Origin of the sequence: Pseudomonas sp. SWRI99 (assembly GCF_014270125.1) — a bacterium.
Classification (GTDB): Bacteria; Pseudomonadota; Gammaproteobacteria; order Pseudomonadales; family Pseudomonadaceae; genus Aquipseudomonas; species Aquipseudomonas hamedanensis.
In genome coordinates this window covers 148,902-161,839 of sequence record NZ_JABWQR010000010.1, presented here as the reverse complement: position 1 = coordinate 161,839, position 12,938 = coordinate 148,902, and the positions used below count along the sequence as shown (strand labels likewise).

Annotated in this window: 13 protein-coding genes; 9 read left to right on the top strand and 4 right to left on the bottom strand. The window is 60.7% G+C overall.

What is annotated here, in order from left to right:
* Nucleotides 1-70: 70 nt before the first annotated feature.
* A complete protein-coding gene (locus tag HU743_RS10790) occupies nt 71-289 on the top strand; it encodes a DUF2970 domain-containing protein (RefSeq protein WP_186546439.1) in 219 nt (72 codons plus the stop codon).
* Nucleotides 290-295: 6 nt separating this feature from the next.
* On the opposite strand, the gene HU743_RS10785 is transcribed toward HU743_RS10790, so the two are convergent.
* Complete coding sequence (locus tag HU743_RS10785) at nt 296-1,369, bottom strand: ABC transporter substrate-binding protein (RefSeq protein WP_186648590.1); 1,074 nt, start codon at nt 1,367-1,369, stop codon at nt 296-298.
* Nucleotides 1,370-1,891: 522 nt separating this feature from the next.
* Here HU743_RS10785 and HU743_RS10780 point away from each other — a divergent pair.
* Together HU743_RS10780 and HU743_RS10775 are read left to right on the top strand one after the other, a co-directional pair.
* Nucleotides 1,892-3,550 carry a nitrite/sulfite reductase gene (locus tag HU743_RS10780; protein WP_186546441.1) on the top strand — a complete coding sequence of 553 codons (1,659 nt, stop codon included), beginning with the start codon at nt 1,892-1,894 and terminating at the stop codon, nt 3,548-3,550.
* A complete protein-coding gene (locus HU743_RS10775) occupies nt 3,534-4,028 on the top strand; it encodes a DUF934 domain-containing protein (protein ID WP_186623387.1) in 495 nt (164 codons plus the stop codon). Before HU743_RS10780 ends, HU743_RS10775 begins: the two co-directional genes overlap by 17 nt.
* A gap of 69 nt (nt 4,029-4,097) precedes the next feature.
* On the opposite strand, the gene sohB is transcribed toward HU743_RS10775, so the two are convergent.
* Nucleotides 4,098-5,129 carry a protease SohB gene (gene sohB, locus HU743_RS10770; protein ID WP_186648589.1) on the bottom strand — a complete coding sequence of 344 codons (1,032 nt, stop codon included), beginning with the start codon at nt 5,127-5,129 and terminating at the stop codon, nt 4,098-4,100.
* A 204-nt stretch (nt 5,130-5,333) separates the two neighbouring features.
* On the opposite strand from sohB, the gene HU743_RS10765 reads away from it, so the two are divergent.
* The gene (locus HU743_RS10765) at nt 5,334-6,044 is read left to right on the top strand and encodes a histidine phosphatase family protein (protein WP_186648588.1); all 711 of its coding nucleotides are present in this window, start codon (nt 5,334-5,336) and stop codon (nt 6,042-6,044) included.
* 63 nt (nt 6,045-6,107) lie between these two features.
* On the top strand, nt 6,108-6,425 hold the full coding sequence (locus HU743_RS10760; RefSeq protein WP_016774477.1) for an SCP2 sterol-binding domain-containing protein: 318 nt from the start codon (nt 6,108-6,110) through the stop codon (nt 6,423-6,425).
* 102 nt (nt 6,426-6,527) lie between these two features.
* Here the strand turns inward: HU743_RS10760 and HU743_RS10755 are convergent, their stop codons facing one another.
* Both HU743_RS10755 and HU743_RS10750 read right to left on the bottom strand, forming a co-directional pair.
* On the bottom strand, nt 6,528-7,022 hold the full coding sequence (locus HU743_RS10755; protein ID WP_186546445.1) for an RES family NAD+ phosphorylase: 495 nt from the start codon (nt 7,020-7,022) through the stop codon (nt 6,528-6,530).
* Nucleotides 7,019-7,495, bottom strand: coding sequence for an antitoxin Xre/MbcA/ParS toxin-binding domain-containing protein (locus tag HU743_RS10750; RefSeq protein WP_186648587.1), 477 nt, complete (start codon nt 7,493-7,495; stop codon nt 7,019-7,021). The genes HU743_RS10755 and HU743_RS10750 overlap by 4 nt, the downstream gene beginning before the upstream one ends.
* A 409-nt stretch (nt 7,496-7,904) precedes the next feature.
* On the opposite strand from HU743_RS10750, the gene HU743_RS10745 reads away from it, so the two are divergent.
* The 4 genes from HU743_RS10745 (at nt 7,905) to HU743_RS10730 (ending at nt 12,910) form a co-directional block, all read left to right on the top strand.
* Nucleotides 7,905-9,638, top strand: a complete 1,734-nt coding sequence (locus tag HU743_RS10745; protein WP_186648585.1) for a hydrogenase maturation protein — start codon at nt 7,905-7,907, stop codon at nt 9,636-9,638.
* 77 nt (nt 9,639-9,715) lie between these two features.
* On the top strand, nt 9,716-10,579 hold the full coding sequence (locus tag HU743_RS10740) for a LysR family transcriptional regulator (RefSeq protein ID WP_186546697.1): 864 nt from the start codon (nt 9,716-9,718) through the stop codon (nt 10,577-10,579).
* 112 nt (nt 10,580-10,691) lie between these two features.
* Nucleotides 10,692-11,837, top strand: a complete 1,146-nt coding sequence (locus HU743_RS10735) for an SRPBCC family protein (RefSeq protein ID WP_186648583.1) — start codon at nt 10,692-10,694, stop codon at nt 11,835-11,837.
* Entirely contained in the window at nt 11,834-12,910 is a 1,077-nt protein-coding gene (locus HU743_RS10730; protein ID WP_186648581.1) for an SMP-30/gluconolactonase/LRE family protein, read from the top strand. The genes HU743_RS10735 and HU743_RS10730 overlap by 4 nt, the downstream gene beginning before the upstream one ends.
* Nucleotides 12,911-12,938: the final 28 nt, after the last annotated feature.

The following is a 12,938-nucleotide window of genomic DNA, read 5'->3' as shown; positions in this document are numbered from 1 at the left end:
TGTCAGCCGGGGCAGGCATTTGCCGGCGGCTTGACTATGCTTGTCGTGCACGACTTTCGAAGAGGGATATATGGACGATCCAGTCGATAACAAACCGCCGACCTTCTGGCAGATGCTGCACAGCGTCATGGCGGCGGCATTCGGGGTGCAGAGCGGCAAGAATCGGGCGCGGGACTTTACCCATGGCAAACCCAGCCATTTTGTGCTGCTGGGTATTCTGTTCACCGCGGTGTTTGCCCTGGTGCTGTTTGCGGTGGTCAAGCTGGTGCTGCATTTCGCCGGGGTCTGACCGGGTTCAGCGCATCAGCGTTTGCAGCGAAAACGGATAGCGGTACGCCGGCGGGCGCCCCTTGGCCGACAGTGTGTGGAAACGCACGCCGTAATCGGGCGTTGCGCCCTGTGCCAGCATCTGCTGCGCGTGCGCCTTGTCGATCAGTTGCAACAGAGGAACCTGTCGATCGCGCCCGCCGTACTGGTTGAGGTCGACGCCTTGATCATGGTCGTGTATCGCAACCAGTGCCCAGCCGCCCAAGGTGAAATGGCCGCCGACCAGCGCGCTGACGCGCCCGTCGATCAACGCCTGCAACGCCGCCGGTGAGGTGTTTACCGCACTGAACAACACATCTTTGCCGGCGACTTTGCCCTGTTCGGCAAAAGCCTGCATGGCGCCGAAGGCCATTTCGTCATTGGCCGACCAGACCAGCGAAACGTTCGGATAACGGCCCAGCAACAGTTTTGCCTGTTCATAAGCGCGCTGGCGATTCCAGCCGCTGTTGACCAATTGCCGCAGGCGCACCTGCGGGTGTTCGGCCAACGCGCGCTGCATGCCGCGTTCGCGCAGTTGCGCCGATGGAGTGATTTTCAGCCCGGAGAACGCCAGCAGCTCGATTTGTTCGCCGCGCGCCACGGGCGGATGTCGGCGGATCAACTCCTTCATCATCAGGTAACCGCCCTCCTCGTCGTTCGGCACCAGGCTGCCGATCCGGTCCGGGTGTTCGCCCGACAGGGCTTGCTGATCCGCCGTGAGCGCGGCATTGACCATGAACAGCTTGACGCCGCTGTCATGCGCCAGGCGCAGAATCTGCGGAGCGACGTATTGTTCGTTGACGAACACCAGGTAGTCGGGACGCTGCGGCCCCTGCAACGCGATGCGCGCCTGCGCCACGGTCAGTTCGGGCTGGCGCTGGGCATAGAGAATCTGCAGATCGATCCCCAGGTCCCGGGCAGCGGCCTGCATGAATTGCGAATAGCTGAGCCAGAAAGCTTCCGTGGTCGAACCCGGATTGAGAAACAGCACCGATTCGGCCCGCGCGCAGGTGTGCAGCAGCACGCCCGACAGCAGCAGGCAGATGTGGAGAAACTTGAACATGAAGCATCCGGGCCCCGGAAAAAATGGCCGCGCATTATAGCCATCGAACCAAGGGCTATTGACGCCTGATTCCGTTTTTGTCCGACAATCGTCGCGCGCAGACCCGGATGGGTCGTTTATTGATGGCTGACCCAGAACACCGCGGTTCCCACCACCAGAATGATCAGGAACAAAATGGCCCATGCATCAACGCTGCTATCACTTTTCCTTGCTTTGGTCGGGTTGCTCATTGCATCGCCTCTTATCGGTTTTATCGGTGATTGCACAAAGACTCGTCCACAGTTAAGACGATGATTGTCCGCACGACAAATGTGGATTAGCGAATAACCTTTCTGGTTAGGCGATTTGGTTCTTTACATATACTCAAACATCACTTTTGCGCATAACTGCAAACGGGTATATTGCCCCGGCTCCGTCAGGGAGTGCGCGGCCGTGCGCGCAGAATTGCAGAGGCACAATCGGACTCCAGCAAGCGAAAACGCAGCGTTTTCCGAGTAGCCCAAGCCTGAGAACAGGACTTATATGTACGTATACGACGAGTACGATCAGCGGATCATCGAGGACCGCGTCAAGCAGTTCCGTGATCAGACCCGACGCTATCTGGCAGGTGAACTGAGCGAAGAAGAATTCCGCCCCCTGCGCCTGCAAAATGGCCTGTACATCCAGCGCTTTGCGCCGATGCTGCGCGTGGCCGTGCCTTACGGCCAACTGACCTCGCGTCAGGTGCGCATGATGGCCAAGATTGCCCGCGACTACGACAAGGGCTACGCCCACATCAGTACGCGGCAGAACGTGCAGTTCAACTGGCCGGCGGTGGAAGACATCCCGGATATTCTGGCTGAGCTGGCGACCGTGCAGATGCACGCGATCCAGACCAGCGGCAACTGCCTGCGAAACGTCACCACCGACCAGTTCGCCGGTGTCGCCGCCGACGAAGTGATCGATCCGCGCCCATGGTGCGAGATCGTCCGCCAGTGGACGACGTTCCACCCGGAATTCGCCTACCTGCCGCGTAAATTCAAGATCGCCGTCAACGGCTCGACCGCTGACCGCGCCGCCATCGAAGTCCACGACATCGGTCTGGAACCGGTCTATAACGCCGCTGGCGAGTTGGGTTTCCGCGTGCTGGTCGGCGGTGGTCTGGGTCGTACGCCGGTCGTGGGCGCGTTCATCAACGAGTTTCTGCCGTGGCAGGACCTGTTGAGCTACCTCGACGCCATCCTGCGGGTCTACAACCGCTACGGCCGTCGTGACAACAAATACAAGGCGCGGATCAAGATCCTCGTCAAAGCCCTCACGCCAGAAGTGTTCGCACAGAAAGTCGAAGCGGAAATGGAGCACCTGCGCGGTGGCCAAACCACGCTGACCGAAGCCGAACTGCAGCGTGTCGCCAAGCACTTCGTCGATCCCGACTATAAGGTCCTCGACAACCAGACCGCGCAACTGGCCGAGCTCGACAAAGAACACCCGGGCTTCGCCCGCTGGCGTACGCGCAACACCCTGGCGCACAAGAAGCCGGGCTATGTCGCCGTGACCCTGTCGCTGAAACCGACCGGCGTTGCGCCGGGCGACATCACCGACAAACAGCTTGATGCCGTCGCCGATCTGGCCGACCGCTACAGCTTCGGGCAACTGCGCACCTCCCACGAGCAGAACATCATTCTGGCCGACGTCGAGCAGAGCCAGTTGTTCACCCTGTGGGGCGAGCTGCGCGAGCAAGGTTTCGCGACCCCGAACATCGGCCTGCTGACCGACATCATCTGCTGCCCGGGCGGTGACTTCTGCTCGCTGGCCAACGCCAAGTCGATCCCGATTGCCGAATCGATCCAGCGCCGCTTCGACGATCTGGACTACTTGTTCGACATCGGCGAGCTGGACCTGAACATTTCTGGCTGCATGAACGCCTGCGGCCACCACCACGTCGGCCACATCGGCATCCTCGGGGTGGACAAGAAAGGTGAGGAGTTCTATCAGGTGTCCCTCGGTGGCAGCGCCAGCCGCGATGCCAGCCTGGGCAAGATCCTCGGTCCGTCCTTCGCTCAGGAAGCCATGCCGGATGTCATTTCGAAGCTGATTGACGTGTACGTCGAACAACGTACCGAAGACGAGCGCTTCATTGACACCTATCAGCGTATTGGCATCGACCTCTTCAAGGAACGCGTCTATGCAGCGAATCATTAAAAACAACGAAGTCGTCGACGAAACCTGGCACCTGCTGCCAAAGGACGCGACCTTCGACGGCATTTCCAACTGCGACGACCTGATCGTGCCGCTGTCGCTGTGGCGCGATCATGGCCACGCCCTGAAAGCCCGCGATGGCGGTCTGGGCGTGTGGCTGGATGCGGACGAGGAAGCCGAGGAAATCGGTGAAGACGTCAATTGCTTTCAAGTCATCGCTCTGAACTTCCCGGCGTTCACCGACGGTCGCAACTACTCCAACGCGCGTCTGCTGCGTGATCGTTACGGGTTCAAAGGCGAGCTGCGGGCAATCGGCGATGTGCTGCGTGATCAGTTGTTCTACATGCGCCGCTGCGGTTTCGATGCGTTTGCCGTGCGTCCCGACAAAGACCCTTACGAAGCCCTCGAAGGCCTCAAGGACTTTTCGGTGACTTATCAGGCCGCCACTGACGAGCCGTTGCCGCTGTTCCGCCGCCGCTAGGCCTTCGGCTAAAGCTGCGGACATAAAAACGCCGGTCATGTGACCGGCGTTTTTTTTATGCCTGGAGATTTACCAGAAGCGTTGTTGAGTCAGGCGACTCCACCAGTTCAGCAGTACGCGGTCGACCGAACCGCTGGCAGCCATGCCGATACGTTCTTGCAGGCTTTTGCGCTCGGCGTAATGCAGATGGTAAACCTCGGCTTTCTTCGCCCGGTCGGCCAGATATTCATCGCTGGTCTTGAGTTCGTCCACCAATTGCTTGTCGAGCGCCGCAATGCCTAGCCAGACTTCGCCCGTGGCGACTTCGTCGATCGCCAGTTGCGGACGGTAACGGGCAACGAAGTTCTTGAACAACTGATGGGTGATGTCCAGGTCTTCCTGAAACTTCTCCCGGCCTTTTTCGGTGTTTTCGCCAAACACGGTCAGGGTGCGTTTGTATTCGCCGGCGGTCAGCACTTCGAAATCGATATCGTGCTTTTTCAGCAGGCGGTTGACGTTGGGCAACTGGGCAACCACGCCGATGGAACCGAGGATGGCGAACGGCGCGCTGATGATCCTCTCGCCGATGCACGCCATCATGTAGCCGCCGCTGGCCGCGACCTTGTCGATGCACACGGTCAGCGGCACACCGGCCTCGCGGATCCGCGCCAGTTGCGAGGAGGCCAGGCCATAGCTGTGCACCATTCCGCCGCCGCTTTCCAGGCGCAGGACCACTTCGTCTTTCGGCGTCGCCAGGGTCAGCAATGCAGTGATTTCGTGGCGCAGGCTTTCAGTGGCCGAGGCTTTGATGTCGCCATCGAAGTCGAGCACAAAGACCCGTGGCCGGGTTTGAGGTTTGTTCTTCTGCTTCTTCTCGCTTTTCTCGGTTTTCGCTTCGCCCTTGCGCAAGGCCTTGAGCTGGTCCTTGTCGAGCAACGTCTGCTCCAGGCGCTCGCGCAAGCCTTTGTAGAAATCGTTGAGCTTGCTGACCTGCAACTGCCCCGCCGACTTGCGCCGGCCCTTGCTGCGCAACGCGGCAAAACTGGCAAGCACCACCAGGATGGCAATCACCAGGGTGACGGTCTTGGCCAGGAAACTGGCGTATTCGGTGAAAAAATCCACAGAGACTCCTCAAAACAATGCGTGAAAGTGAAACACACGCGGGATGGTCCAAGCATACCCATGCGCTGACCGGTCGGCCAGCCGTGAAACCTCTGGCAACAGGCCTGTAACGGGCATTTCAAACAAGCGTATGTTTTTTCATTGACAGCTCACCGCCATCCTCATAACCTCGCCAAACCTTCAACGTACCGGGATGACGCGGACGTGGGCAGCATTTACTTGATTCGACATGGCCAGGCCTCCTTCGGTGCAGACGATTATGACGTCCTGTCGGCGACCGGCGTACGGCAGGCAGAAATCCTCGGCCAGCACCTTGCCGAGCTGGGGATCCGCTTCGATCGCTGCCTCGCCGGCGACCTGCGCCGTCAGCAACACACCGCCACCAGCGCCTTGGATCAGTTCAGCGCCAAAGGCCTGCCGGTGCCGGTCCTGGAAACCGACTCCGCGTTCAACGAATTCGATGCCGACGCGGTGATTCGCGCCCTGCTCCCGGCCATGCTGCCGGATGAGCCCGAAGCCCTCGACATCCTGCGCAACGCCGCCCAGAACCGTGCCGAGTTCCAACGCATCTTCGCCTTGATCGTCGAACGCTGGCTGGCTGGCACCTACGACACGCCCGGCCTGGAGAGCTGGCTGGGGTTCGTCGAGCGGGTTCAGGCCGGACTGCACCGCATCCTCGATCTGGCGCAAAAAAACCAGACCATCGCGGTATTCACCTCTGGCGGCACCATCACCGCCCTGCTCCACCTCATTACCCAAATGCCTGCCCGACAGGCCTTTGAACTGAACTGGCAGATCGTCAACACCTCGCTCAACCAACTGAAATTTCGTGGTCGCGAGGTGGCTCTGGCTTCCTTCAACAGTCACGCACACCTGCAACTGCTGAAGGCTCCGGAACTCATCACTTTCCGCTGAGTCCGGCTTACTGTGACCCTAGCTGTATTCACCCAGCTCCTATTACCAAGAAAGGATCGAACCATGACCTCCGTAGCTGATGCCGTAAAAGCAATGCAAGCCAAGTTCAACCCAGCCGCCGCTGCCGGTCTGGATCTGGTCTTCGGTTTCAACATCACCGACGAAGACAAGCAGTACGCGCTGATCGTCAAGGATGGCACTTGCGACATCCAGGAAGGCGAAAACCCGGACGCCAACTGCACGCTGGTGCTGGATAGCCAGACCTTGAAAGACATCGTCAGCGGCGAAACCGACGGCATGCAGGCATTCATGGGCGGCAAACTGCGCGTTGAAGGCGATATGATGCTGTCGATGAAACTGTCCGAGCTGTTCCCTTCGTAAGAAGCCGTTCGGTCAAACAAATCCCGTCGTCTGGCGGGATTTGTCATTTAAGCAGCCGAAAAAGTGAAGAGTCGGCTTCGCCCTCCGCTTGCTCAAGCACGCTCAGACCTCTTGCAATAACCGCGTGTCCAGCCCAAATCGTTCTTGCGAAACCATTCGGAACTGACCTTCCGCCAGGTCGCAACTCACCAGCAGATTCCAGGAGTGTCTGGTTGCCACCGAGGGCACCAGTATGAATGGGTGCTCAGCCAACAGCGCGTCGGCAAACTTTCGCTGGTTGGGTGACGCTCTTATCGGGTTGAGCCAATGCGGATTGGGCACGTCTTCCGGTTGGACAATTCTGACGCTGGCTTCATGGATGATTTCAAAACAGGTCAACACATAGGGTTCCTGATCGAGCGCATCGAAACTGCCATGGGCGGCTACCTCCAAAATGGCCGTGGAGGGATCGACTGACGCGTAAACGACTCTGCGTCCGGGTGTATTCCATCGGCCGCCGTCCCGTTTCGAGCCCAGGCCGCTGCTCCAGGTATCGCTGTACACCTCGCGATCCAGTCGCCAGGCGTACCAACGATCATCCCATGGCAAGGGATTCATTGATAAACCCCGTATTTGATCTGGTTCAGATACTCCTCCACCATCCTGAATCCCAATGCATGTCCAACCAGATCGAGCGGCACGTGATCATAGAAGTAGGTAGAGCGTTGTTGTAGCCAGGACTCCGCCTTCGCCTGACGCCCGAACACCTCAGTGGCCAGCTCCAGAGCCGAGGCGTATTGGTAGGCGATGATGCTTTGCTGCGTGTCCAGACGCACCGGTATGGCTTCCTTGAGCAGGCGCCGCACCGTTCTGACAGGCTTGCCGGTGATACGCTTGACCAGATCGCCTTGCTGATAGAGCTCGCAGGTGGCGAGCATGTTGACGACATCGAGCAGTTCAAACCCTTCGCTGGTGCAACGGAGAATGAGCATCGGGTCGTCGCCTGTGTCCTGCCCGCGCAGTAACAACTCCAGAGGCTTGCCTTCGAGCCTCTTCAATCCCGTTAGCCGGGGCACTTTGGCGGTGGGCATGGCGACGGCCTCCGAGGGGCATCTGGCGCGATCGTCGCGCCAGTAATGGCGTGGGGAGTAAGCAGGGGTATGGCTTTCAATCAGTGGGATTCGCATATTCCATCCTTTGTCCGGGCTCCGAGCGATCAGTGCGCTCGCTGACTTCAATGTCTGGAGCTGATGCTATAGATCCAGCGTCCGACAACCAACCTGAAAGAGTCGTCAGAAATATCCCTTCATCTGATCGAAACGGTCACGCTTGCGTAGGACTTAAACGGAAATTCAGCGACTGAACTGAAGCCTTCGTCTGACACAACGTTGACCCCGGTCACCTGTGGCCATGCAATCACTGATTATTCTCCCCGCTCATCTAAGGCCAAGGACGGCTCACCGGGAGCCTGCGGCCGATTCCGTTCAAGGAAGAAACCTCATGCGAGCACTCAATATCATTCTGCTGTCCTCCGCGTTCAACGGCTTGACCCAGCGTGCCTGGCTGGAGCTGCGTCAGGCCGGGCACTCCCCCAGCGTCGTGGTGTTTACCGACGAAGACGCTGTATGCGAACAGATCGAACACAGCGGCGCCGATCTGGTGATTTGCCCGTTTCTCAAGGACCGCGTGCCGCAAGCGCTGTGGCGTAACCGCCAGCGGCCGGTGGTGATCATTCACCCGGGCATCGTCGGCGACCGTGGCGCCAGCGCGCTGGACTGGGCGATTACCCACGAGTTGTCGCGCTGGGGCGTTACCGCTCTGCAAGCCGTGGAAGAGATGGATGCCGGCCCGGTGTGGGCCACCTGTGAATTCAATCTGCCGGCGGGCCTGCGCAAATCCGAGCTGTACAACGGTCGGGTCAGCGACGCGGCGATGGTGTGCATTCGCGAAGTGGTAGAAAAATTCGTCGAAGGCTATGTGCCGGTTGAACTGGACTATGCCGATCCGAACGTTCGCGGTCGTTTGCAGGCGAACATGAAACAGGCCGATCGCAGCTTCAGCTGGCACGATTGCGCGCGTTTTATCAAACGCTGCATCGACGCGGCGGACGGACAGCCCGGCGTGCTGGCCAGCCTGGCGGGCGGTCAGTATTACCTGTTTGATGCGCACCTTGACGCGCGCAGCGGCGTGCCGGGCGAACTGCTCGCAGTGCGTGACGATGCGGTGCTGGTGGCGACCGGCGATCAGAGCCTGTGGATCGGCTCGCTGCGGCGCAAACCGCAACCCGGCGAAGAAACCTTCAAGCAACCGGCGCGGCATGTGCTGGCCGGGCAGTTGGCGGATGTCCCGGTGCTGGACGCGGCGTTTGCCACTCAGGCGTTCAGCACCGAAGCCTATCAACCGCTGCGGTATCGCGAGTGCGGACACGTCGGCGAGCTGACGTTCGAGTTTTATAACGGCGCCATGAGCACCGAGCAGTGCCAGCGCATGGTCGCGGCGCTGCGTTGGGCCAAGGCCCGCGACACCCAAGTGCTGCTGATCAAGGGTGGCCGTGGCAGTTTTTCCAACGGCGTGCACCTGAATGTGATTCAGGCCGCACAGGATCCGGGCGCTGAAGCCTGGGCGAACATTCAGGCCATCGACGATGTCTGCGAGGAGCTGCTCAGCGCCCGGCAACTGGTGGTCAGCGGCGTGACGGGCAATGCCGGCGCCGGTGGCGTGATGCTTGCGCTGGCCGCCGACATCGTGTTTGCCCGCGCCGGGATCGTGCTTAACCCGCACTACAAGAGCATGGGTCTGTACGGCTCGGAATTCTGGACCTACAGCCTGCCCCGTGCGGTCGGCCCAGCGATGGCCGAGCAGTTGACCCAGGCCTGTCTGCCGGTGAGCGCCAGCGAGGCCTGGCAATTGGGCATGGTTCAGGAAATCGGCCCGCGCTGCCCGGACGAATTTGCACTGTGGTTGCTGCAGCGGGCCAACAGCGTGCTGAGCGACCCGACGTACGCGGCGGTGCGTGAGCGCAAGTCGCAGGTTGATCACGCGCTTATCCGCCAATGCCGCGAGGCCGAGTTGCGGCAGATGCAGCAGGACATGTGCTTGAACCGCCACGGGTTCGCCGAAAAGTGCCGCCACTTCGTGTACAAGCGCAAAGCTTGCGGCACACCGGCGCGGTTGGTCGAAGCATGGGCGCAGCCGGGTGAAGTGGAAGTGACCGAGTATCCCGTGCAGGCGTGAGTCTGCTCGGGGATTGAACGATGACGGGGCTGCCGTGGGCACTTACAATGCGCCCACTCTCCAACACCGGCCCGCCCATGGACATCGATCTCGCCCGCACTTTTCTGGAAATCGTTCGTCACGGCAGCCTCGCCGCGGCGGCGCAGAAGCTGTTCGTCACGCAAACGGCGATCACCGCCCGGGTGCAGAAACTTGAAAGCCAGTTGGGCAGCACGCTGTTCGTGCGTAACCGCGCCGGGGCCAGGCTGACGCCCAACGGCGAAGCCTTCGTGGTCTACGCCAATCAACTGGTGCAGACCTGGGAGGCTGCGCGCCGCGATCTGCCGCTGCCGGAGGGCTATCACAACGTGCTGCACATCGGCGGCGAGGTCAGCCTGTGCAATCCGCTGATGCTCAGTTGGGCCGCCGAACTGCGCGAGCACATTCCCAGCCATGCCCTGCGCATGGAAATCCGCGACGGCGAAAACCTGCTGCGCCAACTGGAGCTGGGCGTGCTCGATGCCGCGCTGGTCTATCAGCCGGAGTACTGGCCGGGCCTGCAGGTCGAGCAGGTGCTGGAGGAAAAACTGATTCTGGTGCGCGCACCCGAGCGGCCCGATCCCTATGTCTACATCGATTGGGGCCCGGATTTCCGCCGTCAGCACGATGCCGCCCTGCCAGAAAAAGCCAAGGCTGCGCTGAGTTTCAACCTCGGCCCGCTGGCCCTGCAATACATCCTCGAACACGGCGGCAGCGGCTACTTTCGTACCCGTGTGGTGCGCACTTATCTGGAAAACGGTGCGCTGGAGATCGTGACCAAGGCGCCGGAGTTCGGCTATCCGACCTATCTCGTGTACTCCCGCGATCGCGACTCGACGACCCTGCAACACGCGTTCGATCTGCTGCGCGAAGTGATTCGCACCGATGACGACTGGTCGCAGCGCTGGAACCCGTTGAGCTGAGACGGCGGCTTCACTCCAGTGCATGGCGCATGTGGCCTCAAGGTTGGCCCGGCACGCGGCCATGGATCGGCTAATCTGCCCGGTATAACAACAATACCCGCAGGTGAGCGCAGTGAGGCAAACCACCGAGGCATTCCGCAGCCGTTACCGGGCGGCCATTCATCCGCTGTATAACCCGTGGCTGCACGGTGCTTTTGTGCTGCTGTTCGGCGTGCTGGCCATCGGCGCTTTCTGGAGTACCGTGCAACAGGTCAGTTGGCAGCAATGGCTGACCGTCCCGCTGACGTTGCTGTTGTTCAATTTCGGCGTGTACATGGTTCATCGTCATCTCGGCCACCATAAAAAGCCCTTTGCCAGGATGTTCTATGCCCGGCATGCCGGCGATCATCACAGCTTTTTCACCCCCGGCCACATGACCTACGACAGCGCCCGTGACTGGCGGGTGATCCTGTTTCCGGCGTGGCTTATCGTGCTGCATACATTGCTCATCACCCTGCCGCTGTGGTGGTTGCTCGCACAGATCGACGCCAACGTTGCCGGGCTGTTCGGCGGCTGCATGGTGCTCGGCTATCTGACCTACGAGGTGTTTCACGCCTGTGAACACCTGCCAGCGGGCCATCCGCTCGCGCGCTTGCCGTGGATCCGCCTGATGCGCCATCTGCACGCACTGCACCACCGCCGCGAGTGCATGCAGGTGCGCAACTTCAATATTGTCCTGCCGTTGATGGACACCCTGTTCGGCACCCTTTACCGGGAGCCGGAACCCGCCCCTTTGAGCGCTTCGACAATGCCCATGACCCGCCTGCAGCACTCGATCGATATCACTGGCGAACCCGTTGCCGTACTCGCCTATGCCGCCAGCGCCAGCCGTTGGCCGCAGTGGCATCCGTCGTCGTTGAAGATCGACGGCCCGCAGGGTCCGCTGCATGCCGGCGCGCGTTTTGAAGAGGACATCCATGCCGGCGGACGTGCCGGGCATTTGCGCTGGGAAGTCACGGAATATTTGCCGGGCCGACGCTGGTGTGCGCTTGCGCAAGGTGATCAGGGGCTGTCGTTGCGGCTGACTTACGAGTGTTCGGCTGAAGGTGACGGCACGCGTTTTGTGCGCACGCTGGAATATCGCTTTGACGGTCTCATCATGCGCATCGCCAATCGCCTGCTGCTCAAACGGCGCATCGAACGTGAGTCTGCCGCCTCGCTGCTGGCGTTGCGCGACAGGGCCGCGCAGGACATCGCGTCGGCGAGGGCCAGCGCGTGAGACTACGTCATGGGCTGTGGTTGCTGCTCATTCTGGTCGGCGGATTTTTATTGTTGATGCCCACCCGCGTCGAACCGGTGGCCTGGACACCGCCACCGGCGCCTTCGCTGACAGCCGGGCTTTACGCCGAGAACCAGCGCCTCAAAGGTGTGGCGAAAATCGGGCCGAGCGACATCGATGGCCCCGAGGCGTTGTTGCTGGAGGACGACTATCTGATCACTGGCCTGCGTGACGGCCGGCTGATCCGCAGTAGCCTCGATGGCAGCCAGCGCAAGGTGCTGGCCGACACTGGCGGCAGGCCTCTGGGGCTGGCCCGCCATCCCAGCGGTTTGCTGGTGATTGCCGACGCGGTCAAGGGCTTGCTGTCCCTCGACGCCCAGGGACGGGTGATTGCCTTGACCACCGAAGCCAATGGCTTGGCGTTCGGTTTTACCGATGATGTGGCAATCGACAAGTCTGGGCATTACGCCTACTTCAGCGATGCCTCGAGTCGCTGGGGCTATGGCCATGACGGTGAGGCGATCATCGAGCATGGCGGTGACGGACGCCTGCTGCGCTACGACTTTCAGACCGGTAAGACCAGCCTGTTGCTGGACAAACTGGAGTTCGCCAACGGCGTGACCCTCGGCCCGGACGAGGCCTACGTGCTGGTCAATGAAACCGGGGCTTACCGCATCAGCCGCTACTGGCTGAAGGGTCCCAATGCCGGCACGCACGACTTGTTCATCGAGAATCTGCCGGGACTGCCGGACAATCTTTCGTTCAATGGCAGCGACCGGTTCTGGGTGGCCTTGTATGCGCCACGCAACGCCCTGCTCGACGGCACCGCCGGGCACCCGTTTGTGCGCAAGATGATTGTCCGGGCGCTCACGGTGCTGCCAAAACCGGTGGAGAAGCGCGGGTTTGTGCTGGGGCTGGATGTGGACGGCAAGGTGATTGCCAATCTGCAGGACGCCAGCAGCGGAAATTACTCGCCGATCACCACGGTGCGCGAGTATGGGCAGTGGTTGTATTTCGGTTCGCTGAAGGCGACACACATGGGGCGGTTGGCGCTGGACGCGGCGTTAAAGTGAGGGCTTTGTACAGAACGAACTGACGCCT

Coding starts and splice junctions, on each gene's coding strand:
- HU743_RS10790 (WP_186546439.1), top strand. CDS start 71: ATGGACGATCCAGTCGATAACAAACCGCCGACCTTCTGGCAGATGCTG.
- HU743_RS10785 (WP_186648590.1), bottom strand. CDS start 1,369: ATGTTCAAGTTTCTCCACATCTGCCTGCTGCTGTCGGGCGTGCTGCTG.
- HU743_RS10780 (WP_186546441.1), top strand. CDS start 1,892: ATGTACGTATACGACGAGTACGATCAGCGGATCATCGAGGACCGCGTC.
- HU743_RS10775 (WP_186623387.1), top strand. CDS start 3,534: ATGCAGCGAATCATTAAAAACAACGAAGTCGTCGACGAAACCTGGCAC.
- HU743_RS10760 (WP_016774477.1), top strand. CDS start 6,108: ATGACCTCCGTAGCTGATGCCGTAAAAGCAATGCAAGCCAAGTTCAAC.
- HU743_RS10755 (WP_186546445.1), bottom strand. CDS start 7,022: ATGAATCCCTTGCCATGGGATGATCGTTGGTACGCCTGGCGACTGGAT.
- HU743_RS10750 (WP_186648587.1), bottom strand. CDS start 7,495: ATGCCCACCGCCAAAGTGCCCCGGCTAACGGGATTGAAGAGGCTCGAA.
- HU743_RS10745 (WP_186648585.1), top strand. CDS start 7,905: ATGCGAGCACTCAATATCATTCTGCTGTCCTCCGCGTTCAACGGCTTG.
- HU743_RS10740 (WP_186546697.1), top strand. CDS start 9,716: ATGGACATCGATCTCGCCCGCACTTTTCTGGAAATCGTTCGTCACGGC.